We start from the raw sequence: 25,463 nt of genomic DNA on the forward strand, positions 1-25,463 counted from the left end.
TTGGCGGCTGCGTTGGCGGCTGCGTTGGCGGCTGCGTTGGCGGCTGCGTTGGCGGCTGCGTTGGCGGTTTGGTCGTCTCTGCAAACACTTTACTCTTTATGTAAGGATAGCCGGAGCTGTTGATATATGCAACAAAAACGTTTCCTTTCACGCACACCAGATCCAGGTTTCTTATTTCCTTAACATCCACATCCGCTCCCAGCTGCTCCCAGCTTTCGCCATTCAGCTGCCAGAGTTTCGTTTTCTTCGTATTCTGGTTTTCATTTGCCACAAAAAGCTCATTCCCATAAGCCGCCAGTTTCTGGTTGCTGGAGTTGGCATCCGTCAACATTTCCCCTTCCTGTTTCCAATTTTGGCCATCATAAGATTGCACAGAAAAGCCCTTCTCTGAAGGCACTCCCACATAAAGCTTTCCTTTTCCTGCAAGGGTATCGAAAGAATTCGCCTTTATTTCTGTGGCTACATTCTCCACCTTTGAGCCGACAATTTTTTTAATCGTCAGCTTATCAGACCCATCTCTCATGGTCATATAAAAAGTGCCGCCCTGACCGGTAAGCTGCATATTATAAAGTCCTCCCGCAGCTACGTTATCTGCTATCGCTTGCAAAGACATGCCGTCAAATTTTTTAATTCCGTACGCATAAGACCTGTTTCCCTGTTCACTACTGTAGCCGATATAAATCCCATCTTCGCAAACTACTGCGTCCGTATATTGAGTAGTGCTCTTATTTACAGATGCCGCAGTTTTCCATGCTCCATCTGCATATTTCATCAGTTCCGCAGCATACTCGGGACCTTTATTGCAGAGAAGATAAGGCACATCTTTATAGATCAGCAGTTTGCCCTGACCCACCGGCTGTCCTGCGCCTAATATGGTCCAGCCATTTTCCGTATATTTGCGCACATAGATCTTTTGATCCTCTTTCTTATAGGCCGTATATAAAGTGCCGGAGGAATCCGCGGCGGCCGAAAGGTCGTAGGTTTGTGCCTCTTCAATTTTTCCCGGCCCATAGTTTTCCCACATTCCGGTATCCGACAGATCCGCAAACTCCACATCAAAAGAAATGGTTTCTCCGGCGCTGCCGATATTCTTCAAAAGGATTCCCGAATTTCTTCCGTCTGAATAGGTGAGCGCATTAGAGGTTACAGTAAGATCTTTGCTGCCGAACGTAGTCCTCCCAGACTCGGCGGAAAAGTAAGAATCAAATAGATCACTTTTCTTCTTTGCCGGGATCGGGATATCTTTGGCGAAAACTACGACCCCTTTCTCCGCTCCCATATTACTCAGGTTTGGCACATCCGTATTAATGCGATAAATAACCAGTCCTGTCCCGTAAATTTTCGCATCCAGATTATCGCCTACATGTGGATCTGTCTTTTTTCGATATTCCACTACGAAAAATTCAGAATCCGACATGGAGGTTTTCAGAATATATGCCTGGTTTCCTGAAGGCTCATTTGCCGGTACCAGGGTAAGTCCCGTCCGGTCAGAAGTAATCGGATCAATGGTAAGCCACCCTCTCTGACTCCGCAGGTAGGCCAGCGGATATTGAAGAAAGGTTGACGTCTTTGACATAATGTCCCAGGTTCCCACCGGTTCTGTCATCCCATCATTGGAGTAGAGATCCGGAAACCCGATGGTATGAAGAAATTCATGGGCAACCACGCCCTCATTCTCATAGAGACTTTCAAAAGCTGCTGTGGAGTTGATGATATTATATGCTCCGATCTTCTTCCCGCCAATCATCATTTGTCCGGCATACCAGCTTTTGTGAGGATGCAAAGCATTATCGCGATCGGCCGGATTTTCTCCCTGAACAATGATCGTAAGGTTATCAATATATCCATCGCTGTCCCTGTCCAGATTGCTGCCTGACAGCTGATAGGTTCCCCCTGCCGCTGCGGCAATAAAGGCATCATCTGTGTTTCCTCTTCCCATAACCGGCGTAATCGTAGTCCCGTCGTACTGCGGCAAGTAGCTGGTAACATGAAACTGATCATAGGAAATTGCCTTTAAATAGGCTGTCAGCGATTTTTTGTAGCTATCGTCCAGCCAATATTTTTTCGCCAACTGGGTGTAAGTTGGATTGTTGTACCCGGAAGTGGGAGTTTCCATAAAATTGGTGTCTGCCTCCCCATCCAATTGGACGAACAGTACCAAATTGGCGAATTCCTGTGCTTTCTTGTTTGCAGTCTGTCCATAGGTAAACGCTCCGCTCCCTGCAAAAAGTGCGGCAACAAGGAATAAGCATAGTATCGGCTTCATAAACTTCGCTTTTTTTAGCATGAGAATGTCTCCTCTCCTGTATTCGCAAATTATACGATCCTGCATCTTGAGGCAGCAGTGTACTCAATGGAAAAAATAGTACAAGATGCGAGCTACGTCGAGCATCTTTCACTTATATTGTTCCTTACGGCAACGCCGTTCCAATTCTGTCAATATAGTATACTCTTTTCTCCAATTGAACTGGCTTCGCCGCAAGGTCGAAGCCTTTTTAAGCAATATGCGTATTTGTTCAACAATGAGCGCATTTCGCCTCGGTTGTTGAAGTATTTCCAAGCCTTACGGCCTCTATTCCTGTCCAAAGCTATGTCTTGAGCGAAATTTTGTGCTGGCAGGGTCTGTATCCTTGAAAAAAGCTCAACAAAAGTTCAGTTTTTCGCTGCGTGTTGAGGAAAATCGCAATTTGCCTTTTGGGTCGCTTTTCATATGGATCAATCCCTGCAGTGCGGCCGGTTCGATTGATGAAAGTGTATACAGGGAACCTCGATCCCAGCCCCTGCAAATTCGAGAAACCCAGATAAAGGCACTAACAAGTCAGTTCCGGTAACTATTCCCGATTTTTTCGAAAAGTTACGCGTTTTTCAACGCTCCTGCGGCCTCCAATGCGGCTAATAGCACAAATTGTCACTTTTCACGGTTTCGAACCCCTGCAAGCCCACAACTTTGCGTAACTTTGCATAATTTTTTCGAAAAGTTACCGGGGGCCCGTAAATGATACCGCATTGAAAGCCTTCTAGTATTATATCAAATATGCCGATTTCTGCATAGAAGCCAGGATCAGAAAACAGGGTGCTTTTTAAGGTATACCCTCGAAAAAGCCCATCAAAAAGAGAGACAGATGTTGAAATTTCCACCTCTATCTCTCTTCAAGCGCCAGCCTCTGAATCTCAGCAGAGGCCTTTATCCCTTGACAAACCCGGGATTTTCCAAAATGCGTCCCTATGAAACGCCGTTTTCATTTATGGAAGGTCGCTCTTTGCTGCTGGGATGCCTCCCAGCCCGTTGCCTTTTTTCAGGCCGTCCCTGCGCAATCATTTCCCGCCACTGGCCGTTCTCCATGCAGAGGGTCACGATCCAGCCGAAAACAATGGCCCATACCGGCGCGCCGATTCCCAAAAGGCTCACTTTGGACAAACCGATGAGAAAGGCCGCCAGTGCTCCCATTTGAAAGTTTCCGGCGCCGAAAGCACCCTGCAGGGAACTCACCAGCAAACCGGTCATGGCGATTCCGCAAATCAGATCAATGATGGTCCCCGGCAGCCGCATGATAAAAGGAATTAGGATGCCGGAAAGCACGCATATCACCAGCACACCGCCGCAATAGATAACCGCTCCTGCGAATCTCCTTTCCCGCTTGCCTGCGTCCTCTCCGGCCAGAATCGCCATGACCGGACCGGCAAGAGAAATAGTATGGCCCAGTCCAAAAGCCGCCAGCACGGAACCCAGCCCGCTCAGTACGGTCACACTGTTGAGAGACAGGTCACAGCCGTTGGCCTTTAAAACGCCATAACCTTTAAAGACATCCGCCACCGCCATAATCACCAGCGGCAATGATACGGTCAGCAAAATATTGCCGTTAAAGTCCGGCCCTGTGAGAACCGGCAGCGATAAACCGTAGGAGCCTGCCGATCCGCCCGCCGCTGTGGAATGGAAAAAAACAGCGCAGCCAATACCCACGGCCAGGGCGATGATGTGAGGCGGAACTTTCTTGGTAAGCAGCGGAAACGCCACAAATGCGCCTGCGATCAGCGTTCCGGAAAGAGGGTCAGAGGCTATGGAGCTGACGATGCCCAGCCCATAGCTCATAAACACTCCCGCCACCATTCCCAGGATAACGGGAAGCGGCAAATATCTGCTGATCCAGCCGATCATGCCCGTATAGCCTACGAGAAAGAGCGCGGTGCCGGCAATGACGAATCCCCCGACCATTTCCGGCAGCGTGAACTGCTCGAACATGGGTTTTAAAACTACGATCGCGGTCAGCGACCCGGCAAAGTAAAATGGAGTCCTGTAGTAAATGCTGGCGAATATGGAAATCAGGCCGCCGATGGCCATGCTGCACATCACGAAGGACGCTGCCTGCGCGGAGGTCATTCCTGCGCTGACAGCCACGGATGACAGCATGGGAATGGCGCCGGCCAGCACGAATACCATGGATGTGAGAGCCGCAAAGATATTGCGGCTTTCACACTTAAAATCCTGCTTTAAATTTTTAAAGCCGTCTCCCGGCTCAATGAGCCTGCGCATCATAAATCACATTCCCTTCCGAAACAGTCATAAGAATGGGGATTTGCCCGATGGTATCCGCCGGTACTTTAAAGATATCTTCGTCCAGCACCACAAAGTCCGCATATTTGCCGGGAGTTATGGAACCGGTTATGTTCTCGGCAAAATCCACATAAGCCGCATCCAGAGTAAAGGTTCGAATCATCTCTTCTACTGTCATTGCTTCTTTGGGATTGAGCACATTGGCAGGATCTCCGGCGTCCTCTCTGAAATCGCAGCGGGTCACGCCCATTTGAATTCCCATCAGCGGCGCCGGCGGCTGAGTAACCGGAAAATCGCTGCCCGAGGCCAGAACCAGCCCCGCTTCTTCTGCCAGACTTCTCATAGGATACTCATTTTCTGCCCGCTCCTCTCCCAGGAAAGGCACTTCCAGGCCGTAAAAATATCCCTTTTCCTTGGCAAACCAATAAGGATTTGCCGAAACCACAATTTGCCGCTCCCTTAACCGCCGATAATCCTTTTTATCCACAATCTGCATGTGAACGCCGATGGGCCTTATATTGGGCTGCCCGTTTTCTGCCGCGGAATATTCCAGCGCTGTCAGCATTTGATCCACAGCCGCGTCTCCGATCACATGGAAATGCATCTGGAAACCGTGGTTTTCCGCCCAGCGGCACAGCTCGTTCAGCGAACTCTGACTCCAGACCGGCTCCCCGTAATAGTCCGGCCGGTGAGCATAGGGTTCTTTCAGGAAAGCAGTAGCGCCTTCCACAACGCCGTCCACCAGCACTTTAATACTGTTTGCGGCGAACCGTCCGTCTTTATTGGCCGCCTCTCTTTCCTTCAGATAGTCATCGAGCATCGAATCCACCGACTCCGGCCTGGCCATAAAGGAACCTCGGATCTTTACCTTCAGCTCTTCCGCCTGGTCCATCACTTTATAGACCTCATAATAGTTGGTATAAAGCTCCACCATGGGATCGTGGACCATGGTCATTCCCAGGCGTCCCATCATCTCTTCCAGATGGCGCACCGCTTTTTTAACCTTGTCGATCGAATAGACCGGTTTGATGGCATGGAAGGGCTCCTGGGCACATTCCCGGAAGGTTCCGGAAAGCTCCCCCGTCTGCGCATCCTTTTCCAAAACGCCGCCCTCGATTACAGTTGCCTCTGTGACGCCGGCCATTTCAATGGCTTTGGAATTTGCCCATATGCTGTGATGGTCCCCCGAATCCAGCACGATTGGGATATCCGGCGCGATTTCATCCAGCCATTCCTTTCTGGGGCCGTGATCGTCGAAATAAGTATTGATCCAGCCTGCTCCCTCCAGAAAATCAGTACCCGGATGTTTTTCATAAAAATCCCGGATTGCTTTCAAACAATCCTCTTTCGACTCAGCACGGGCCAAGTCCACCTTGAACAAAACCTCCGCACAGCCCTGCACCGCATGGATATGGGAATCTATGAAGCCCGGCAAAACGGTTTTCCCTTTCAGATCAATGTACTCGGCATCCGCCCCGGCCTTTTCGGCAACTTCCTCTTCCGTACCCACAGCGATAAATTTTGTGCCTTCCACGCATAAGGCCTGGGCCCAGGGGCGGTTTTCGTCAACTGTGTAAATCTTTCCGTTTCCGTAAATAATTCGTTTTTCCATTTCTTCCTCCCATTCCTCAGATGACCCGTTCCAGTCCTTCTTCCTGGCATTCCTGGCCGTTCTTTTTGGCTTCCATGGCTGTCTTCAGCTGGTCGAACTTGGCTTTTGTCAGCGGGAAGGCAATGGCCATAATGCCGGAGAGGATCAAGAAGCTGGAAGGTATGATGGTAAATGCGTTTTCAATACCTGCTACGGCCGATGCGGTCTGCTGCGGCAGCGACGGATCGTATCCGGAAACCGACAGTATGATTCCCAGCACCTGGCTGGAAATGGCGGCGCTGAACTTGGCGAAGAAAATTCCTGCGGCAAAGACCGCCCCTTCTCTGCGTTCGCCGTACTTGTATTCATAGACTTCGCACATATCCATGTTAATGGCCGGAATCAGGGTCCAGTACGCGCCGTTGGCGATGCTGAAAATTGCCATGTACAGCAGGAGCATGCCGAATCCTTCGATGGATATAAATTTGAAGCAGAACATCACTGCCCCCGAGCCTGCGATGCATAATGCCGCGGCCGCCTTCTTGCCGATCTTCATGGAGATGGCCGATACAATGGGTACTGCCACAATGCCGATCAATATGTACAGGAACATAACCAGAGCCAGCGTTTCTTCTGTAGACTGCATTTTGTGATATACAAAATAGGCGATGTCCGCATTGATCATGCTGTATCCGAACATAAAGCACATAAACATGCCCAAAAGGAATTTGTAAGGCTTTAATTTGAGTATTTTCAGATAGGTCTTGAATCCGTTTTCTTTCTTTTTCTCCGTAAATTCTTCTTCCCGGACATCCATGATCTCATGGCCTCTCGTCGCTCTCCAGGTGATTAAAATACAGATCATGGCGATTCCGCCGGCGATCATGGCCATGGACTGCCATGCTCTTCCCGGAGCCATTCCCTGGCCGATGAATATGGCTACCACCAGCGAAGGAGCCGACATACCCACAATGTTGCCCAGCAGGTTAAAGATGGTTGCCGGTGCCCGCAGCTTGGTTCTCTCGTCATAATCCAGGGTAAGCTCTGCGCCCAGAGCTGTGTAAGGAATGTAAAAAGTCGTATACGAGGTCCAAAATACCATCGCCATGATAACGTAGTAAACATTCTTGGCGTTTCCATCCAGCGGTACATTGGTAAACAGCAGTACAAAGGCAGCGGCCAGCGGAACAGCCACCGCGATCAGATACGGCCTTCTTCTCCCATACCTGGATCTGGTGTTGTCGGATATCTGCCCCAGAATCGGAGTCGATACCGCGTCCCAGATAACGGCGATCAGCGAGATGCTCCCGGCGAGGGCCGGGCTGATCCCTGCGATATCCGTCAGGAAAAATAATAAAAACATAAAGACAAAGTTATAAGTGATCGCGTCCGATGCGGAAGCAGTTCCATATCCCAGGATCACTTTCCACGATAATTTTTTCATATCCATGTCCTCCTTTATTGTTTTCAGTTTACCTGAGGTGACAAATGAGAACTAGGCTGCTTCTTGGTGTGAATTATACAGTTTATTGGCAATTTTCTGTTTTTTCAGCCTTTTTCTCGTAAAGCCCCTTTACCTGAGGCCCATGCCATTTTATAATAGAGGAAACAATCAAATTCGGAAGGGAATGATGACCTTGTCTCAGACGGAAAACATTAATATTTCACTGGCTCAGCCCTTGATGCAGGAGTTTCCGGAAGGAATCCGGCTCTCCCGCTTTTCCTTTTTTTCACTGCGCGAATATCCGATTCACACCCACCTCCATATGGAAATCATCTATGTTTTGGAGGGCAGTCTCTCCATAAAGGTAGGCGTCTCCAATTACACCATTTCCGCAGGGGAATTTACGATCATAAATCCCTTTGAACTCCATGGTTTGTATTGCACCGATGAGCCCAACCGCGTCTGCCTGCTGGAAATCAGCCCCCGGTTTTACGATCCCTGTGAGGAGGGCACCATCTTTGTATCAGCGTACACGCTTTACCATGATGCGGCCAAAGAGGATTTCCCCAAAATCGAGGAGGTTTTGCGCAAAATTTTTCATCTGCATCTCTCGGCCATGGTGACGGAGGAAAGTCCGGACGGTTATCTGCCGGTTTACTCCAACGCCCACAATGAAGAATATGAAAAAATCCTTCTGCGGACCTTGATTAACTATTTTGAGCTGCACTTTACCGCCGAATATTTCCTTCTCAGCGACCACAAGGAAAACACTCTGCGGGATAGTTCCGTCCAGGCCGACAGGCTGAAAAATATTCTTTCCTATTTTTATGAGAACTTTCCTCAAAAGATCCAATTGCAGGATGTGGCTGATCGAACCTATGTCAACCGCTATCATATTTCCCATCTGGTAAAATCGGGCATCGGGTTCACCTTTTCCGAATTACTGCAGCATATACGCATTGAGAAGGCGGAGATTTATCTGCTGGGTACCGATCTGCCTATCAGTCAGATTGTCTTTGAACTGGGCTTTTCTTCTTACCGGTATTTTAACCAGCATTTCAAAAGCCTTTTCCATATGACGCCCAACGCCTATCGGCAGAAATATCAGAAACAGACGATTTTACATAAGGAAATTTCCCTTCTGGCGCCGATCCCCCGGTCTGTGGGCGAGTCGCTGCTGCTGCGCTGGGGCTCTCTTCTGTCCGCGGCTTCCAAAGATGTCAAGCAGCAGGGAAACAGGACCTGTTTCATTGATTTGAAAAAAAGTCCCATTCAGTCCGCTGAGCACGGCCCATCCTGTGAAACTGCCGGTTCCAATGCCGCCCCCTATTCCCGCTTGAACTGGCCTCAGTCCCACATTTTGTATGATACGCCCTACATGGCCTCTTTATTGCTTTCTCAGATCGCAGCGGCCGGACCATTTCTGAAAAAGCATCCCCGGTTTGCGGCCAAAGATGAGGGTTCTTCGGAAAATGCCGCTCCTTTCAATGGAAAGCCTGGGGCTGTCACCCAATGCGGGCTCCGCAAAGCTTCATTCCATACGCTGGAGTTTCTAAAGCATTTCGACACCGGTGAATGCCGGACTGCACCCCATTATTTTCTGACCTGGTCGGGGACATCTCCCTCCAGAATTCTTCATCTGCTGTTTTATTACGCGGCCCTAGATATCGACGAGCCTTTGTCTCAGAGTTTTCCTACGCCGGAGGCTCTGACTGCCTATATAGAAGAACGCATTCAACCCATGGAGCAGCTGACCTTTTCCCTTGATCTTCGGAACACGGCTCAGGAGCCCCAGGAACTCCAAAGGCCCCAGGGGATCGCTCCCTGCCCCGCGGCCATGGAGCAGCAGCTGAAGCTTTCTCTGGATCCCTTTGTCCAGTGGCAGCGGATGGGCTGCCCCAACTCTCTGGATCAGGAAACGGTCCGGGCCTTGAACAATTCTTCTCAGCCGGACACTTATTTCTTCAACCCGCAGGATCGCCTGGAAATTACCTTAAAGCCCTTTGACGTGAAGTATCTGCGGATTTCTTTCTCATAATGAAAATTGGGGGGGGATGTATATGGATAAAATTATTAGTTGTTGTGGCGTTATTTGTTCGGAATGTCCTTATTATCCAACGGATTGTAAGGGCTGTCCTACAATTAAAGGACAAGTCTTTTGGTTGGAATATACAGGTGAAAACATTTGTGGGATATATGATTGTTGTGTAAACAGCAAGAAGTTAGAACATTGCGGTAAATGCGAAAAACTTCCCTGTGATAGATTTAATGGTTCTGACCCTACAAAAACGCCCGCAGAGAACGAAAATGATTTAATTAACCAATTACATCAATTACATTCCATGAAATGATACCCTTTCGCTACGAACAGATCTTGATGATAATATGGACATTGCTGCGAAACCCGGGCATTTCGAATATAAATCGGCAACATCCAAGCTTAACGAGCCCAAGCGCACAAATCGGGATTTGTAATTTTTTTACATGCACCTCCTTGACACAGCCCTCTTTTTATCGTACCATAAATGTAAAATAATTACATTTATCAAGAGAGGGATTATGTTAAGGATTTATGGGGAAATGGATACGAGTCTGCGGCAGATGCGCAGTCTTCTCAGCACATACGAAAAGGAATTGCAAAGATTGCCCCGCGGCAGTTTGTCTGTTCGCCGGCAAAATTCAAAGTCATATTATTATTGTAATATTTGGTCTGAAAAAGAAAGGCAGAAGTTTTATCTGAATTTATCCCAAAAGAGGGACCGACAGTTATTGAAGAAATTACAGCGGCGGCGTTTTATAGAGAAAAGCCTTCCCGTACTCAAACGCGATGTTGCTGTCTTGGAGCAGGCGATAAAAAAATTTATACCTTATGAGCCTGATCGTATTTGTTCGGAGCTTTCCCCCGTATATCAGGGAATTGAGAAAGATCCGCTGCTGTGGCTGCCGACGGAGCCTGGGCTAAAGGGATGGGCAAAGGAACCTTACGATCGATACATGGGTCATCCGCAGGGGCTGATTCATGAAACATCCACCGGCCTGAACGTGCGGTCTAAAGCAGAATCTATGATAGCGGACGCATTGACCTTACTGGGGATTCCCTTTCGCTATGAGCAGATGCTGCTCATAAACGGCAAATCATATGCGCCGGATTTCACAATCTTGCACCCTAAAACCAGGAGGCTATTTTATTGGGAGCACATGGGCAAGATGGACCAGCCTGACTATGTTCTTGATAACGGACAAAAAATTATGGATTATCGGCAGGCCGGCATTCGAGCAGGAGATAATTTAATACTGACTTTTGAAGATAAACGGCATCCGCTGACAATGCGGGAAATACAAGATACAATCGCTTTACATTTATTAGACGGGTAACACAAATAACACTGATTTTGGCGATTTATGTTCCAGACAGTGCATTATCATCAGGATGGCCACATATAAAACGCCTGAAAAATCGTCTCCGCACCTTCACTTCGAGAAAAATCGCAAATTAATACAGCGAATTCATCGATTGTCTGCAAATTAATTTTTTATTTCTGCAATAATTCCTCATTTTATGTGGCCATTTTATGGAATTCCCCTGTTATGGAACATAAATCAGCAAAAACGGCTGTCAGGGGCCGCCTATCTTAACGCCTATCTTAAAAGGCAGCAAATTTTCATTTGCTGCCAAACATCTCACTATCTAAATCACTATCTAAAACGGCGTCACCTGCGCCAAAAGCTGCTCCAAGTCCGATGCCGCTACTTCCCGCGGGTTGGTCGCCGTGCAGGTATCGGCCAGGGCCGCTTCGATCATTTCGTCTTTGAGCGCACGAACCTGCTCCGGCTCCACATCCAGCTTTTTCAGGGTGTCAGGAATGCCGAAGGCCTTTTCCATTTCGCGGATTCTGCGGATCAGACTGCTGACCGCTGTGGCCGTATTGGCGTAAGGCAGGCCAATCAGCTTTGCCATGCGCTGATATTTGCGGGCGGCCACTGTTTTCTCCCTGCTTTCCAGCTGGGCGTTGAAGGCCAGCACATGGGGCAGGATCATGGCATTGCTGCGGCCGTGGGAAATATGAAATTTTCCGCCTACCGCATGGGCCAGACTGTGGCAGATTCCCAATCCCGCTGTGTTGAAGGCCATTCCTGCCAGGCAGGCCGCGTTATGGACCTTTTCCCTGGCGACAAGATCATCGCCGTCTCTATAGGCCTGGGGCAGAAAACGGAACAGCAGAGTGGTCGCTTTTTCCGCCAGTGCATCGGTGAAGTCCGTTGCTTCTGTGGAAACATAGGCTTCCAGAGCATGGGTCAGGGCATCCAGTCCCGTGTCAGCGGTAATAGCCGGCGGTACGGTTTTTACCAGTTCCGGGTCCAGGATCGCCACCATAGGCTGGAGGGACTGGCTCACCAGGGGATATTTGATTCCTTCCTGGGCATTGGTGATAACCGAGAATTTGGTCACTTCCGAGCCGGTTCCGCTGGTAGTGGGGATTGCGTAACACTCCTCCACATTTATATAGTTCATCTGCCGGGACAGCTCGCGGATGGCCTTGGCAGCATCGATGGATGAGCCGCCTCCCACTGCGATCATGACCTCGGCTTTGCATTCCGCCAGGCACTTGATACCTTCCGCCACCACTTCCACCGGCGGATCGGGAATAATATCGCTGAACACGAACACCTGACAGGATTCCAGATGGGATTTCACCTTGTCCACCACGCCGGACTGCTCCATAAAACTGTCGCAGACGATGAGAACGCTCTTATTCTTTATTTCATCCAAACGGCCGAGAGAATTCTCGCCGAAAAAAACATTGGTGCTGATACTGAATTCTTTCATCTTCCATACTCCTTTTTAGTGGGGCGTTCCGAACAGATTCAGAACAACCACGCCGATTAATATCAAAACAATCCCGGCAATCCCTGCCGGAGTAATTCCCTGCTTGAACAAAAACACGGAAACCAGTGTTGCCACAACGATTCCCAGCCCCGACCATATCGCATAGGCAAAGCTGAGATTGATATGCTCCAGGGCCCGTGCAAAACAGTAAAAGCATACGCCGTAGGACACAATTGTAACCAGAGAAGGCCAGAGCTTAGTGAAACCTTCCGTATATTTGAGGAAGGTGGTGCCGATCAGCTCCCCTCCGATGGCAATAGCCAGAAACAGATTGTACATGCCCTCTCCTTTCCCACAGTTTTACCGTTTATGATACGTTGTATGCAGCAGCTTCTCCGAAAGGGTTCCCAGGGGAGAGCCGTAAAAATCACGGTACACCCGGGCCACCTGGGGATTGTCAATGGAATTTCTCAGCGACATCTTCGCATCCTCCGCGTACATGCTTCCGATCCTGCTTTTGCGAATATCATCCACAACCGGGATACAGTGCATCTGCGGCTGTCCCGCGCCGCTGATACATCCGCCAGGGCAGGTCATGACTTCCACGAAATGATAATCGGAAATATCCCCGCTGAGAAATTTTTCCGCATTGGCCGTGCCGTAAATAACCGCCACATTGATGGTTTTCCCGTCAATATGGACAGAGGCCCGTTTGACGCCGGTCAAACCGCGGACCGGTTCAAAATCCAACAGATCGTCAGCCGGAGGCCGGCCCGTCAGACTCTGGTAAGCCATGCGCAGCGCCGCTTCCATCACGCCGCCGGTATTGCCGAAGATAACGCCCGCTCCGCTTCCTTTTCCCAGGATGGAATCGAAGGCAGCATCAGAAAGGCTGGCAAAATCAATAGCTTCTTCTTTCATCCACTGAGCCAGCTCTTTGGTTGTAATCACATAATCATTGTCCCGCATATCGCTGCACCCGAGAACGTTTCCCGCATCGCACAGCTCCGGCCTGCGGATCTCCGCTTTCTTGGCCGTACAGGGCGTCACGTTGACCGTGACGATCTTTGCCGGGTCAAGGCCCTCTTTTGACGCGAAATAGGTTTTGATGGTCGCCCCCTGCATACCGATGGGGCTCTTGGCGGAGGACAGGTTGCCGATCCGCTCAGGATGGTAAGTTTCCACATATTTTACCCAGGCCGGACAACAGCTGGTAAACTGGGGCAGCGGACCGCTTGCAGTAAGCAAACGGCTGAGAAGCTCACAGCCCTCCTCTATAATAGTCAGATCCGCGGAAAAGGTCACGTCGAAAACGTAATCCGCGCCCAGGGCTTTCAGAGCAGCCACCATCTTGCCCTCCGCCCAGGTGCCGGCTTTATCCAGAAAGGCATCCCCCAGCCCCACCCGTACCGAGGGAGAGGTGGAGAAAACCACAATTTTTTCCGGGTCCTCAATCTCTCTGCGGACTAGATCAATTTCCGAACGAAGGGAAATGGCCGATTCCGGACAGGCAGCGCTGCACTGACCGCAGTTGATGCAGGAAAGCTCCGGCTCCGCACCGGCCCCAAGGGTCTGGGGCCGACCGGCAACACCGATCTCCTCCTGGCACACCGCCAGACAGTGACCGCATTCCACGCACAAATCATTGTCCTTTACAATCGCCGGATTCCCTTCCGACACTGCGACGCAGCGATCATATATATTCATAGTCATGATCTCCTCTATAATCCTAAACTTTGGCGTTTTTCCAGAATCACCGCTTCCAGAGCCTCCGCAGAAGACGATACATCCGTATCCACCATCAGACGGCCGCCGGTGATTTCCGGCATCTTTTCCGTCAGCACGGAAAGCGCCACCAGGCTTCCGGTAACAAAGGGCGCCAGACCCAAATGAACGGTAAAGCCCAGAGCCAGCGCAAATGCTCCGTCAGCCAGGGCCTGTTCCTCCAGCCACTGAGGCGCGGAAATCACGATGGGCAGCTGAGGAATATCAATGCCCAAATCCTTGGCAATTTCACCCGCCACCAGCTCCATGCGGCCAATGGCCAGACAGGGCCCAAAGTTGAGAACAGGAGGAATCTCCAGGGATTCGCAGACTTCTCTCAGATTATCGCCCGCCAGAGCGGCAGCCTCAGGGCTCATCAGCCCGCAATTTTCCAGTCCGCCGCAGGTGCAGCCCGCTGACAGCACCAAAATATCTTTTTTAATCAATTCCTTTGTCAGCTCCACGGTAAAGACATCGTGCCCCTTGGCCCGCAGATTGGAACAGCCCACGACTCCGGCGATTCCCTTAATCTTTCCCGCCTTAATCAGATCGATCAGCGGCCCATAGCTGCCGCCGAGAAATTTTTTCAAAGTCACTTCCGTAACGCCGGTAATGGCATTGCCGTATCCATGAGCAGCCAGAGGATTTTTCCTTGTGCCCCAGTCCTGCTTGGCCGCCGCTTCCGCCAGCACCGACTCCAGAGCCCGGGCCTCCTGGGAGCCTGCTGCCATCTTGCCCAGAGCATCGGAAAGCTGGACAAACAGCTTCTGCACATCCCCCGGCATACTGATTTTCCGTCTGCCAAAGGATTCCAGGGCCTTCTCTGCCACAGCCCGGCTGATCTGCTGACGATCTTCATAGCTATATGACATATATTCCGCATTGGCTTTCTTCGCCACATCATCCAGACAGATCTGGGGGATGCCCAGTTCCTCGCAGATGGGCTCGATGCCCGGAATCGTGCAATTGAATTCTGAAAGCACCAGATCAATGCAGCCGGTCGCTAAAACAGCTTCGCTTGTATAGTTATTGCCGGCGTGTCCGCAGAAAGCGTCGCTTCCGGCAGCCTTTCTCAGCTGAAAGTCCTGACCTACACAGGTACAACCCACTATTTTTACCCCTTTAGCACCCTGCGCCGCTGCCAGCGACTTCACCTCTTCCGAGGAAAGGTATTCCTGCAAATCGCCGAAGAACGCGTGCTGGTGTCCGGTAATCATAATATTGACGCAGTCCGGGTCCACCACCCGCAATCCAACCGGTTCAAAGCCGATCTCCCCTTCGCCCATCAGCACATCGTTGATGAGGTTGGTCAGCACCAGTCCGTATACGCCCGTGGAAATGCCCAGCCGCAGACATTGCAGCAGCATGTCTACCGGATCGGAGTTGAGATTGGTGGAAGTCTTTACCAGAGCATTGAAGATTTCATCCTTGGCCCCTCCCGGCATGAGTCCGGTCTTTTTCCAGGCCTCTGTCCGCAGCGGATAAGCCACCTTCTCCACCAGCTCCATCTTTTCATCCACCGGCCTTCTCAAGTCCGCAAGCACAGCATCAGAAACCTTAGAAGCCTTGTCCCAGTCGCTGAATCCGCTTACGCCCAGCAGCCTGCAAAGACGGTCCAGCGCCGGAATCCCTTTCAGTGGGACCCGGTCTTTTGCCGCCTTTTTCAACTGTCTGGCCGCGTTTTCCACAACATGGATATAACAGCCGGAACCTGCGGCAACGGAACGCAGAAAATTCCGCACAGCAATGGTATCCGCATCGGCCCCGCACACGCCCTTCGGCCTGGCCGGAGAAATACGACACGGCCCGTTGGAGCACAGGCGGCAGCAGACACCGGAAAGCCCGTATCCGCATTTGTTTTCCTGCTGTATCATTCTGTGATGGGATGTTTCCACATCAAGACCTTCAATAAATTGTCCCAGCACCTGATCGGCGTCCGGACATATAATTTGCTTATCTGCCATAATCATCCTCCCTCATGGTTTTGGTGTTTGGTGTTTGCGCAGCCTGCGGCCGCCAAACCGTTAAATCTGGTGATTTATGTTCCAAAATGGCTTCTACTGCTGCTGTGTGCACATAGATTTTCGCTTTTCAGAGAATTCATTTGATAATTTTGCTGGTTTATCAGAATCAGCTTGTATCAACTTGCTTTTTTCTTCCGCATCCTCTTCTGCTCTTTACAAAAGCTACATTTTTTATGTGGCCATATTAGCACATACAGTCAGTTTGGAACATAAATCGGCCTTTTGACCGAAAATCAGCTCCGCCGCATCTTAATCGCCAATATCATTAAAGGCGATACTGCCTATGATTTCCAATATTAGAAAAATGGGGAGGCGGACATGATATCCACCTCCCGCATTGTTTCTGGGTTTCTTCGCTTATTTAGCTTCCTTCTTTGCAGGCAGAATGTCTTCAACTTCTGCGTGCGGACGAGGAATTACGTGTACGGAGATCAGTTCGCCAACTCTCTGAGCAGCAGCAGCGCCTGCGTCTGTAGCAGCCTTAACAGCGCCAACGTCTCCTCTTACCATTACTGTTACCAGTCCGCCGCCAACGTGTTCTTTACCGATCAGGTAAACGTTTGCAGCCTTTACCATAGCATCTGCAGCCTCGATGGAGCCTACTAAACCTTTAGTTTCAATCATTCCTAATGCATCATACTTAGTCATCTTTTTTTCCTCCTAAGAAATTTTAACTTTATTTTTTTATAATTTTAACTTTAGATAACGAATTGAGATTCATAGCATTGGCTTCTTCCGTATCAACGTGACATTCCAGAGCCGATGCGTCGTTTGCTCTTATAGCAACATTGCTGTAGGTTCCTCCCCGCGGGCCGTCAATCTGGATATCCACGATCTGGCCGTCATGCACGCCGTAGCAGGCTGCGTCGCGCGGTGTCATGTGAATGTGTCTCTGAGCAACGATCAGACCTTCTGCAGTCTGTACCGATCCCTTAGGACCGATGATGGTGATCCCCGGTGTTCCTGCCAGGTCGCCCGACAGTCTGGCCGGGGCGACAGCGCCCAGTTTAAAACCATCTCCTGTCAGGATCTCCACCTGTGTCTTGCTGCGAACAGGACCCAGGACCCGAACCTTTTCAATGGCGCCTTTGGGGCCTGCGATGGTTACAGTTTCCTTGCAGGCGAACTGTCCGGGCTGAGACAGATCCTTGATCGGTGTCAGCTGATAGCCGGCTCCGAAGAGCGTATCCAGATCTGCCTGTGAAAGGTGAAGATGGCGGTTTGAAACTCCTACCGGGATACCGTCAGGTTCCTGCTGCGCCCCGGAAGCCGGGGCATTTCCGCCGACTGCTTCCAAAAGGAGCTTTAGGATAGCTTCATAATTTTCATTTGCCATTCTTATGCGTCTCCCTTCATTGCGCTGACCAGTGCGTTGATCATGTCTCTCAGCTGCTCGGTGTCGATGGGCTGATCGCTGGCAGCCGGAGCTGCCGCTGTGTCTGCGCAGCTGTTGCAGCCTGTGCCGTAGGAAAGGCCGCTGTTCTGGTACTCAGCAGGGGAAAGGTATCCTGCCGTGCTGCCGCAGTTTGGAGCGGAGGTCGGCGCGATTGGCGCTGCCGGTGCCGGTCTGCCGCAGCTTGTGGTTGTCATTGTGCCTGCCGGTGCGCATCCGCCCTGGCCGCATGTTGCCAGCTCCGGATGGTTGAAGGTCGGATCATCTGCTGCCAGTGTAGCACAATTCTTCGTTCCGTAGGCAACTTTCTTAATATTAATCAGGTGCAGCGGGCTGACATTTTCCGAAACCGAGCTGCCGCCCCAGGTCCCGCATCCCAGTGTGAAGGATGGGATCAGGCCGGTGCTGGCTCCTGTTCCGCCCATGCTGCTGCCGGTGTTAACCAGGATTCTGGAAGCCGGCTTTCTGGTGAATTCCAGTACCACGTTTCTGTCCTCTGTGTGAAGACTCATGGTGTGGCCGATACCGTTCTGCAGAAGCTCGATGGAAAGCTCGCAGGCTTCGTGCCAGTCTTTTACCACATAGAAGGCCAGTACGGTCGTCAGCTTTTCGTAGGAAAGCGGATAGCCTTCGCCAACGCCGCCCTGAGGTCCGATGAGAACCTTGGTGTCCTCCGGAATGGTGATTCCTGCGGCCGTAGCGATTCTGAACGGTGATCTTCCCACGAACTTGGCGTTCATGCTGTGTCCGTTCTTGAAGAGCAGCTTGCATACCTTTTCGGTTTCTTCCGGTGTCATGAAGTAACCGCCCTGCCTTTTCAGCTCAGCGATAACCGCGTCCTTGTTGCACTCTTCACAGATGATGGACTGTTCGGACGCGCAGATGGTACCGTAGTCAAAGGTTTTGCTGGCAATGATGTTGGTCACTGCCTGCTGTACGTTGGCCGTACGCTCTATGTAAGCCGGGGAGTTTCCCGCGCCTACGCCCAGCGCCGGTTTTCCCGCGCTGTAGGAAGCCTTTACCATTCCCGGGCCGCCTGTGGCGATAATCATTTTTACTTCTTTGCTGTGCATCAGCTCGTTGGTAGCCGGCATGGACGGCATGGAAATGCATCCGATGATGTTTGCCGGTGCTCCCGCTTCAACAGCTGCTTCGTACATCAGGCTTGCCGCCTTAAGAGTACATTTTGCTGCCGAAGGATGGGGCGAAAATACGATGGCGTTTCTCGACTTAATCGCGATGATGGATTTAAAAATCGCTGTGGAAGTCGGATTTGTGGAAGGAACGATTCCCATCAGAAGTCCTACCGGGTCCGCGACCTCGATAATCTGATTCACAGGGTCCTCATTGATAATGCCTACCGTTTTCATGTCCTTGATGGACTCGTACAGCAGCGTGGAAGCCATATGATTCTTGTACGTCTTATCCTCCACCTTACCAAATCCTGTTTCCTCCACGGCCATCTTTGCCAGGGAAACAGCGTTAGCTTCTGCTACGCGAACCATGTTTCTGATGATTTTATCTATCTGCTCTTCGTTATAATTTGCGATCTGTTCGGTCGCGATCTGTCCCAGACGGGCCAGGTTTCTTACTTCCTGGACGGATCGTAAATCATAATCCATATTCTCCATCTTATGGCACCTCCTTTTTTTGTCTTACAAATTCTTATTGTTTCTGGCTGTAGTACTTTCTGAATTCCTCAATCAGTGCGGTCTTGTTTGCCTTTGAAATCAGACGTCCCGCGATGCCAAAGTCTTCATATTCTCTGGCCAGGTTCCTCAGCTTGACTACCTTACAGTTTTCCAGCACGTCTACCGCTTTTTCCGCGCCTACTTTGGAAACCAGCTTATCCATGTCCTCTTTGTGCATGGTCGTCACATCGGCCTGGATATCTTCTTCTGTTTCTTCGGTGCTTTCCTCTGCCTCTGTTTCTTCCTGCTCATCAGCTGTCACCTGCGGTTCTGTCGGCTGTTCCGGGGTGGATACGGCCTCGTTTTCTTCCTCAGGCTCTTCCTGCTGCGGCTCTTCTTTATGAAGCTCGGAAAGGGGAACCGGAGATACGATTGTCTCGCCCAGTTCAACGTGCGGTCTTGGGATCACATGCTGGGAAACGAGAAGCTCTGCCCCCAGCCGGGAAACGGCTGCCGCTGCCGCATCAATGGATGCTTTCACTGCCGCGACGTCTCCGGTGACGGTTATGGTGACCAGTCCGCCGCCGACGAAGGTTCTCTCCAGGAGTCTTACCTCCGCTGCCTTTAGCATGGCGTCCGCACTTTCAATCGCTGCCAGAAGCCCTTTTGTTTCTATCATTCCAAGTGCTTCCATGGGTCATCCTCCTTATTATGCGTGGGTCGCGTAGAATACTTTGACTTTATCCGGAGAACCGAAGGTCAGCTTGGAGCCGTTCTGGAAGAACAGGCAGTCTCCCGGATGAGCGGTAAAGGTTCTGCCGTCAAGCACTACGGTCAGCGTGCCTTCCACTACATAGTAGATTTCTTCGCACGCCACGTCCCAGGGGAACTGACAGTTCTCAATGGTCATAAAGCCTGCGTTCATGGAAGAACCGTCGTCTGCGCCGATCAGCTCATTAAAGAACACTTTGTCAGCTGGATTTCCTGTATCCAGCACTTCCCATTTGGCCGTGTCTCCGCGAACCAGCTTTACACAGCCGCCCGCGTCAGCCTCGGACACGTAAGGAACGTCCTGTCCGATACTGTTTAAAACATCGCCCAGCTGGCCCTTTTCCATCAGTGCGGTCAGGGCTTTATAGATCAGCTCGCTGTCGATACCGGCTGTCTGCTGTGGTGCGGCAGTCGCGCATGGTGCCGCTTCCTGGCAGCACGCCGGTTCCGGCTCTGTAGAGAACTCGATCCCGCATGCTTGTGCCGCGTCTTTGGCGGACGGGGTGATAATGGTATCGGCATCGATGTACATTACCTTTTTACCCTCTTTGTCCAGAGCCTCGACTTCTTTTGCACAAATCAGTTTTTTCATGCCTTCACATCCTTTCATCTATTTGTACAAGAAATATCTTCAATTTATATATAATGCTCTGCCCTCTTTACAGTAGAGACGGCACGAGTCTGTCGGATGGTGAAGGAATCACTTCTGCGTTTACCAGAAGTCCCTTCTCTTCTGCGATGGCCTGGCCCGCTGCCGTTCCCGACTGGACCGCGGCTACATCGCCGGTATAAGTGAAATATGCCTTTCCGCCGAGTCCGTTGCCAAGCCGCAGCTCGATGGGTTCAAGCTCCGCGGCTTTCAGGATCTGGTCCGCGCAGATAATCATGGTCGCCAGTGAAAAGGATTCCATGATGCCCACCGCCTGAATGCGCTCCGGCATCGTCGAGCCTGTGATGGCCGGGAACACACCCGGATCCACGTTGGGGATCACGATGGAGTCAACGAAAAACTCTTCCGCCATCTTCTCACCGATCTGAACCGAATCTTCCACCGCGGCCACGTCTCCGTGAACGATGGCGATATATTTTCCCGGACATGCCGTAGCAGCCGTAACGATCTCTACTTCCGAGATCTTCACCATCTGGTCCGCTGCGTAGATGCCCCGGGCAATGCTGTTAAATTCAACCATTCCTATTGCTCTTTGCATTTCAGTTCCTCCTTATCTCGATATAAGCGTCCGTCACTTGCGAAACGGTTCCGGAGATGCTGCTGTGAATGGCGGCAGACAGCGAATCATCCGGTATCCTGCCGATCATCTGACCGGCCTGCACCTGATCTCCTACCGAAACGATCGGTGCTGCCGGAGCACCTACGTGCTGCCTGGTGGCGATTCGAATCGTCTGAGGAACAAGTCCTGCCTCTGTCATGGGAGCCGGAAGATCGAAATCTCTGAGCCCCAGTCTGGCAATCAGCCGCTTGCTTGGCACCAGACGGTAATTTCTGATGGATCTTGCTTCAAATTCCGTCTTATCCGGTTTGTAGCGGACGTTCTGCTCCGCCAGCTTATCCTTGAAGTAAAGATTGGCCATTTTCGGATAAAGCCCTGCCGGACAGGAGAACAGTTCGCACAGATTGCACTGACAGCAGAGCTGAGCAATCTTCTGTCCTTCCAGATCGTCGATGGAGTAGTTTAAAACCCGCATCATCTTGTGCGGCTGCATATTGTGTCCCAAAAGATATCTCGGACACAGATCCGTACACATGCGGCACTGTTCGCAGGTCGCTTTGTTGACCCGCCTTGCCTGCTGCTGGTTAACGGATTTCTTGCGAATCAGGAAATGGTCTTTTTTCAAAATCACAAATCCCTTATTTTTCTTAGTCACGAATCCGCCGATATCGGTCATGACAGGTCCCATCATCGGGCCTCCGTCAATTACCGCGTAATCGGTGAAATCCTCGATGCCGGAAAGTTTCAGCACGTCGATAATCGGTGTGCCTACCGGTACCTTTACGGTCACCCGATTGGGTACGTCTCCGGTTACTGTGATGTATTTTTCTGTGACCGGCTGTCCCTGGGACGCTTTATAGATATTGAGGGCTGTTTCCGAGTTGACTACCACGCATCCCACCTGAATGGGAATGCCGGTTTCGGGAACAACTCTTCCGGTCAGCTGATAGACGAGCACCTGCTCATCTCCCGCCGGGTAAATATCGGGAAGCTCGCTGACTTCCACGAAGTCGCCGACGCCCAGCGCCTGTATTCTCTCCCTCAGGAGCGCGATCACTTTTCCATGTTTCTTTTTAATGCCGATCAGCGCTTTTTTTGCGCTTACCAGTCTGCCGGCTGCTTCAAACCCTTTAATGATCTCATCGGGATAGTCCGCCATCAGCTGCTGGTCTACCCGCAGCAGCGGCTCGCATTCCGCCCCGTTGAGAAGGATATAATCGGCCGAAGACGTGAGCTTGGCATGGGTTGGGAATCCCGCTCCGCCCGCGCCGATGATGCCGGCGTCCTTGATTTGCTCAAGAAGACTCATTCTTGCACCTCCCCTTTATTCAAAGTCGCAGTCCTCGTCGATGATGCCCACTACGACTGCGTCTACCGGGATATCGTCGTTTCCCAGCATGCGTCGGGCAGAAGATCCTGTGGTTACGATTACCCGGTCTCCAATGCCTGCGCTTATGATGTCCACTACGATGATCCTCTGTCCTGCGTCTGTGCCTCCGCCGATAATTTCAGCCTGCATCAGTTTCAGACCACTTAGTGAGTCTGCCTTTCTCGTGGACCAAATGTGATCCACCAGTCTTGCTGTTAACATATGTCTATACCTTCCTCCGCTTTACGTTTGATCTCCCTTAGCGCCGATTCCACAGATGCCGTATCTCCGAAGATCGCCAGTAAAATCATGTTCTGGGGACAGCTTCCCCGGATATCTTCTACAGTAACGCCGACGGCCTTTTCCGCCACATCCGCGGCGCAGACCATTTCGATCATACGTCCCTGCACCAGCCCGATAGCATCGATGCACTCAGGCTTCTCGGTTTTTCCGGAGCCCTTTCGCCGCATGAGAATGTCAATGGTTCCCTGCGACGGGGATTTTATGATTCTGATTTCCATCGTCAGCCTCCTGCCTACATTTCCTCCTGTTTGCAGCTGAGGGCAATGCCCAGCGGCGTTACAAACATGGGGTTCTTTGGTTTATGGGTGTAAACCTTGGTTCTTTTTTCGATGATATCTTCGATTCCTGAGAGGCAGCAGGTTCCGCCTACCAGGGAAAGCTCCTGTACATCGTAGTCTTTGATGTGCTGTGTGATGATGGAGGAAACTTTTTCAATCACCGGCTGCAGCACCGGGATCAGCTCTCTGTGGTTTTTCTCATCCCGCTTGTAGAGCTCCGCCTCCTCAAAGGATTTGCCGTAAGCTCCCGAGATAACCAGTGAAAAATGGGTTCCGCCCGTAGGCTCATCCGCGATGTACACCACCTTGCCATCCTTAAGAATGGAAATGCCGGTAGTTCCGCCGCCGATGTCAACGACCGCGCCGTTTTTCATCTTGAGCACTTCATTGGCTGCTGTGGATTCATCCAGCATGTTGGTCAGCTCGAACCCTGCGCCCTGAATGACATTTTTCACAGCTCCGGAGTCCAGAAGGTCGGTTCCCGGAGGAATGGCTCCCGCAGCGTAGATCAGCTCTGTGTCCAGCTTTTCCTCGATCTCTTCTTTGAGCTCGCGGACGATCTGAACCGCGCCGATGTAATCCACGACCATACCGTCCCGAACAACATCCGCATACCGATAAGCACCGGCTACGGGCCGCTTGTTCTCGTCCAGCACCGCCACCACGACGCAGGCCGTACCCAGGTCCACCCCTGTGTAATATACGGAGGACTTTTCCCGGATCGGGTGATCGATCACCTTTTCAAAGTCCGCCACCATCTGGTCGCAGTATTCGAATGTTACATGCTTCTCTGACATTCTTTACCTCCAAGTGCTCCGCATATCATCTGCGATAAACTGTTGATAATCTGATTGATCTTTCCTGAAACCTGCTCTGCAAGAGCGGCATCCTCCAGGAAGTCGGGCAAATCCGCATCAAGCTCCGAAAGCTCACTGCGCAGCCGGTCGAGAAGCAGCATCTGCCGTCCCCGCTCCATCTGCATGTGGAACTCCGTAACCTCAAAGCAGTCGCCCAGGCTCTCGGAGAAATTCTCTCCGTTTATTCCGCTGCACGGTGTGCAGCAGAGGTCCTTTGCCTCGCACTTTCCGTCCGCCGCGCTGCCCAGGCAGGCAAACTGCCGGTAAAGCTCCGTAAGCTGCTGCGACATGCAGACATCCTTGGTCAGAAGCTCTTCCGCGGTCAGCAGGAACAGTGCTTTCAGTGATTTCATTCTGCTGCAGAACTTTTTCTTTTTACGTCCGCCTGCCGCTTCGTTCTGCTGGCTTTTTTGCGCAGAAGGCGGATCTTCTTTTCCTTTGCCTTTGATAAAAGGGTCTGACGGGTCGTACATGTTGACGCCCCGGTCCACCAGGAACTGTCTGGCCCCTGGTGTCAGCCTTTCTCCGGGCGAAAGGTCGTAATTTGTAAAGGGCTGTTTTCTATACAAATCCCGCAAGTCTTCTTCGGTTATGAACTTCATGATAGACCCCTTACCTTTCTTTCAAACTCCAGTAAATAACGTTTTAGTTCTTCTATGCCTATATGGTTCGGGCAGCTGATCCTGAAATAAGGTTCCTCCGCGCCGATCATTTTCAGCTGCTTTATGCAGGTGGCCTCGTTTTCCGGGGCCAGATCGCACTTGCTGATAATCCCGATCACCGGACATCGAAATGCCCTGGCGAATCCGTGGGAGTACACTTCCGCACACCTGGACTGGTCAACCAGTGCCAGGATGCACCATGCGTCCTGCGCTAAAGCAATCATATGTTTGTACATCCAGGCGTTTTCAATGTACGCGCTGGGTACGTCGATCGTCTTTGGCCCGTAGATGGTATCCTGGGTCCTCCGAAGAGGCCCGTCGTAATCGTTGATGGCATTGACCAGACTCGTCTTGCCGCAGCCCTTGGGCCCGACCACCATTATGCGCTTTTTTCTCATGTTCGTGTAATTGGTACTGTGGTGAAATCCAGTAGACTGCAAAGGGTTTCCGTTACCGCTTTCAATGCGGTTTCCACACTCTGCACGTCTCCGGAAATAACCACGGACCCTGTAAAACGGTCCAAAAATCCGATTTCCACATCAGCAGTTTTTGTGGCAATATCGGCCGCGATGATGGCGGTCTCATAGGGGGACAAAGTTAAAATTCCGATGGCACCCTTGTCATCGATCCCAAGCCGCTCATAGATGTCGGACATGGGGGAGGCGATGACGTGGGCGATGGTGACCTGTTTGCCGGGCACCGATTCCTGTATGATGCGTTCCATCGCTTTTTCATTCATAATTCCCATAAGTTTGCCTTTCTGCCGG

Annotated in this window: 23 protein-coding genes and 1 pseudogene; 3 read left to right on the forward strand and 21 right to left on the reverse strand. The window is 51.1% G+C overall.

The window, feature by feature from the left end; all coding sequences use genetic code 11:
* The 4 genes from NE619_RS00005 to NE619_RS00020 all read right to left on the reverse strand — a co-directional run.
* Positions 1–2,287, reverse strand: a 2,287-nt coding sequence (locus NE619_RS00005; protein WP_256130320.1) for an immune inhibitor A domain-containing protein, incomplete at its 3' end; no start/stop codon positions are given.
* 936 nt (positions 2,288–3,223) lie between these two features.
* Positions 3,224–4,534 carry a benzoate/H(+) symporter BenE family transporter gene (locus NE619_RS00010; protein WP_256130321.1) on the reverse strand — a complete coding sequence of 437 codons (1,311 nt, stop codon included), beginning with the start codon at positions 4,532–4,534 and terminating at the stop codon, positions 3,224–3,226.
* Positions 4,515–6,164, reverse strand: a complete 1,650-nt coding sequence (locus NE619_RS00015; protein WP_256130322.1) for an amidohydrolase — start codon at positions 6,162–6,164, stop codon at positions 4,515–4,517. Before NE619_RS00015 ends, NE619_RS00010 begins: the two co-directional genes overlap by 20 nt.
* A 16-nt stretch (positions 6,165–6,180) precedes the next feature.
* Positions 6,181–7,587 (reverse strand): MFS transporter, encoded by a 1,407-nt coding sequence (locus NE619_RS00020; RefSeq protein WP_256130323.1) that lies wholly within the window; start codon positions 7,585–7,587, stop codon positions 6,181–6,183.
* A 142-nt stretch (positions 7,588–7,729) separates the two neighbouring features.
* On the opposite strand from NE619_RS00020, the gene NE619_RS00025 reads away from it, so the two are divergent.
* The 3 genes from NE619_RS00025 to NE619_RS00035 all read left to right on the forward strand — a co-directional run bounded on the left by NE619_RS00025 (position 7,730) and on the right by NE619_RS00035 (position 10,962).
* Positions 7,730–9,625: an AraC family transcriptional regulator gene (locus tag NE619_RS00025; RefSeq protein ID WP_256130324.1), complete on the forward strand. Its 1,896-nt coding sequence runs from the start codon at positions 7,730–7,732 to the stop codon at positions 9,623–9,625.
* A gap of 22 nt (positions 9,626–9,647) precedes the next feature.
* Positions 9,648–9,938, forward strand: a complete 291-nt coding sequence (locus NE619_RS00030) for a DUF3795 domain-containing protein (protein ID WP_256130325.1) — start codon at positions 9,648–9,650, stop codon at positions 9,936–9,938.
* A gap of 208 nt (positions 9,939–10,146) precedes the next feature.
* Positions 10,147–10,962 (forward strand): hypothetical protein, encoded by an 816-nt coding sequence (locus NE619_RS00035; RefSeq protein ID WP_256130326.1) that lies wholly within the window; start codon positions 10,147–10,149, stop codon positions 10,960–10,962.
* 325 nt (positions 10,963–11,287) lie between these two features.
* On the opposite strand, the gene NE619_RS00040 is transcribed toward NE619_RS00035, so the two are convergent.
* The 17 genes and pseudogenes from NE619_RS00040 to eutS form a co-directional block, all read right to left on the reverse strand.
* The gene (locus tag NE619_RS00040) at positions 11,288–12,415 is read right to left on the reverse strand and encodes a 1-propanol dehydrogenase PduQ (protein WP_256130327.1); all 1,128 of its coding nucleotides are present in this window, start codon (positions 12,413–12,415) and stop codon (positions 11,288–11,290) included.
* Between the two features lie 15 nt (positions 12,416–12,430).
* Entirely contained in the window at positions 12,431–12,754 is a 324-nt protein-coding gene (locus NE619_RS00045) for a DMT family transporter (RefSeq protein WP_256130328.1), read from the reverse strand.
* A 21-nt stretch (positions 12,755–12,775) separates the two neighbouring features.
* A complete protein-coding gene (locus NE619_RS00050) occupies positions 12,776–14,122 on the reverse strand; it encodes a [FeFe] hydrogenase, group A (RefSeq protein ID WP_330640600.1) in 1,347 nt (448 codons plus the stop codon).
* A 14-nt stretch (positions 14,123–14,136) separates the two neighbouring features.
* On the reverse strand, positions 14,137–16,143 hold the full coding sequence (locus NE619_RS00055) for a carbon monoxide dehydrogenase (protein ID WP_256130329.1): 2,007 nt from the start codon (positions 16,141–16,143) through the stop codon (positions 14,137–14,139).
* 417 nt (positions 16,144–16,560) lie between these two features.
* Positions 16,561–16,851, reverse strand: coding sequence for an ethanolamine utilization microcompartment protein EutM (gene eutM / locus NE619_RS00060; RefSeq protein ID WP_148395630.1), 291 nt, complete (start codon positions 16,849–16,851; stop codon positions 16,561–16,563).
* A 28-nt stretch (positions 16,852–16,879) separates the two neighbouring features.
* Entirely contained in the window at positions 16,880–17,539 is a 660-nt protein-coding gene (locus NE619_RS00065) for a phosphate propanoyltransferase (protein WP_256130330.1), read from the reverse strand.
* Positions 17,540–17,541: 2 nt separating this feature from the next.
* The gene (locus NE619_RS00070; protein ID WP_256130331.1) at positions 17,542–19,227 is read right to left on the reverse strand and encodes an acetaldehyde dehydrogenase (acetylating); all 1,686 of its coding nucleotides are present in this window, start codon (positions 19,225–19,227) and stop codon (positions 17,542–17,544) included.
* Positions 19,228–19,669: 442 nt separating this feature from the next.
* Positions 19,670–19,921: pseudogene (locus NE619_RS19115) on the reverse strand (BMC domain-containing protein); the annotation flags it as partial.
* A gap of 15 nt (positions 19,922–19,936) precedes the next feature.
* The gene (locus tag NE619_RS00080) at positions 19,937–20,590 is read right to left on the reverse strand and encodes a cupin domain-containing protein (protein ID WP_256130334.1); all 654 of its coding nucleotides are present in this window, start codon (positions 20,588–20,590) and stop codon (positions 19,937–19,939) included.
* Positions 20,591–20,657: 67 nt separating this feature from the next.
* On the reverse strand, positions 20,658–21,206 hold the full coding sequence (locus NE619_RS00085; RefSeq protein WP_256130335.1) for a BMC domain-containing protein: 549 nt from the start codon (positions 21,204–21,206) through the stop codon (positions 20,658–20,660).
* A gap of 1 nt (position 21,207) precedes the next feature.
* A complete protein-coding gene (locus tag NE619_RS00090) occupies positions 21,208–22,536 on the reverse strand; it encodes a 4Fe-4S dicluster domain-containing protein (protein WP_256130336.1) in 1,329 nt (442 codons plus the stop codon).
* A gap of 15 nt (positions 22,537–22,551) precedes the next feature.
* A complete protein-coding gene (locus NE619_RS00095) occupies positions 22,552–22,818 on the reverse strand; it encodes a EutN/CcmL family microcompartment protein (protein ID WP_256130337.1) in 267 nt (88 codons plus the stop codon).
* Positions 22,812–23,117 (reverse strand): BMC domain-containing protein, encoded by a 306-nt coding sequence (locus NE619_RS00100; RefSeq protein WP_256130338.1) that lies wholly within the window; start codon positions 23,115–23,117, stop codon positions 22,812–22,814. Before NE619_RS00100 ends, NE619_RS00095 begins: the two co-directional genes overlap by 7 nt.
* A 14-nt stretch (positions 23,118–23,131) precedes the next feature.
* On the reverse strand, positions 23,132–23,974 hold the full coding sequence (gene eutJ, locus NE619_RS00105) for an ethanolamine utilization protein EutJ (RefSeq protein ID WP_256130339.1): 843 nt from the start codon (positions 23,972–23,974) through the stop codon (positions 23,132–23,134).
* Complete coding sequence (locus NE619_RS00110) at positions 23,956–24,636, reverse strand: hypothetical protein (protein ID WP_256130340.1); 681 nt, start codon at positions 24,634–24,636, stop codon at positions 23,956–23,958. Before NE619_RS00110 ends, eutJ begins: the two co-directional genes overlap by 19 nt.
* Positions 24,633–25,076, reverse strand: a complete 444-nt coding sequence (locus NE619_RS00115; protein ID WP_330640601.1) for a EutP/PduV family microcompartment system protein — start codon at positions 25,074–25,076, stop codon at positions 24,633–24,635. The genes NE619_RS00110 and NE619_RS00115 overlap by 4 nt, the downstream gene beginning before the upstream one ends.
* Before the next feature lie 14 nt (positions 25,077–25,090).
* A complete protein-coding gene (gene eutS, locus NE619_RS00120) occupies positions 25,091–25,438 on the reverse strand; it encodes an ethanolamine utilization microcompartment protein EutS (protein WP_420314495.1) in 348 nt (115 codons plus the stop codon).
* Between the last annotated feature and the right edge of the window lie 25 nt (positions 25,439–25,463).

The sequence above is a fragment of the Anaerovorax odorimutans genome, assembly GCF_024459955.1.
Lineage (GTDB): Bacteria > Bacillota > Clostridia > Peptostreptococcales > Anaerovoracaceae > Hominibacterium > Hominibacterium odorimutans_A.

Coding starts and splice junctions, on each gene's coding strand:
- NE619_RS00010 (WP_256130321.1), bottom strand. CDS start 4,534: ATGATGCGCAGGCTCATTGAGCCGGGAGACGGCTTTAAAAATTTAAAG.
- NE619_RS00015 (WP_256130322.1), bottom strand. CDS start 6,164: ATGGAAAAACGAATTATTTACGGAAACGGAAAGATTTACACAGTTGAC.
- NE619_RS00020 (WP_256130323.1), bottom strand. CDS start 7,587: ATGAAAAAATTATCGTGGAAAGTGATCCTGGGATATGGAACTGCTTCC.
- NE619_RS00025 (WP_256130324.1), top strand. CDS start 7,730: ATGCCATTTTATAATAGAGGAAACAATCAAATTCGGAAGGGAATGATG.
- NE619_RS00030 (WP_256130325.1), top strand. CDS start 9,648: ATGGATAAAATTATTAGTTGTTGTGGCGTTATTTGTTCGGAATGTCCT.
- NE619_RS00035 (WP_256130326.1), top strand. CDS start 10,147: ATGTTAAGGATTTATGGGGAAATGGATACGAGTCTGCGGCAGATGCGC.
- NE619_RS00040 (WP_256130327.1), bottom strand. CDS start 12,415: ATGAAAGAATTCAGTATCAGCACCAATGTTTTTTTCGGCGAGAATTCT.
- NE619_RS00045 (WP_256130328.1), bottom strand. CDS start 12,754: ATGTACAATCTGTTTCTGGCTATTGCCATCGGAGGGGAGCTGATCGGC.
- NE619_RS00050 (WP_330640600.1), bottom strand. CDS start 14,122: ATGAATATATATGATCGCTGCGTCGCAGTGTCGGAAGGGAATCCGGCG.
- NE619_RS00055 (WP_256130329.1), bottom strand. CDS start 16,143: ATGGCAGATAAGCAAATTATATGTCCGGACGCCGATCAGGTGCTGGGA.
- eutM (WP_148395630.1), bottom strand. CDS start 16,851: ATGACTAAGTATGATGCATTAGGAATGATTGAAACTAAAGGTTTAGTA.
- NE619_RS00065 (WP_256130330.1), bottom strand. CDS start 17,539: ATGGCAAATGAAAATTATGAAGCTATCCTAAAGCTCCTTTTGGAAGCA.
- NE619_RS00070 (WP_256130331.1), bottom strand. CDS start 19,227: ATGGAGAATATGGATTATGATTTACGATCCGTCCAGGAAGTAAGAAAC.
- NE619_RS00080 (WP_256130334.1), bottom strand. CDS start 20,590: ATGAAAAAACTGATTTGTGCAAAAGAAGTCGAGGCTCTGGACAAAGAG.
- NE619_RS00085 (WP_256130335.1), bottom strand. CDS start 21,206: ATGCAAAGAGCAATAGGAATGGTTGAATTTAACAGCATTGCCCGGGGC.
- NE619_RS00090 (WP_256130336.1), bottom strand. CDS start 22,536: ATGAGTCTTCTTGAGCAAATCAAGGACGCCGGCATCATCGGCGCGGGC.
- NE619_RS00095 (WP_256130337.1), bottom strand. CDS start 22,818: ATGTTAACAGCAAGACTGGTGGATCACATTTGGTCCACGAGAAAGGCA.
- NE619_RS00100 (WP_256130338.1), bottom strand. CDS start 23,117: ATGGAAATCAGAATCATAAAATCCCCGTCGCAGGGAACCATTGACATT.
- eutJ (WP_256130339.1), bottom strand. CDS start 23,974: ATGTCAGAGAAGCATGTAACATTCGAATACTGCGACCAGATGGTGGCG.
- NE619_RS00110 (WP_256130340.1), bottom strand. CDS start 24,636: ATGAAGTTCATAACCGAAGAAGACTTGCGGGATTTGTATAGAAAACAG.
- NE619_RS00115 (WP_330640601.1), bottom strand. CDS start 25,076: ATGGTGGTCGGGCCCAAGGGCTGCGGCAAGACGAGTCTGGTCAATGCC.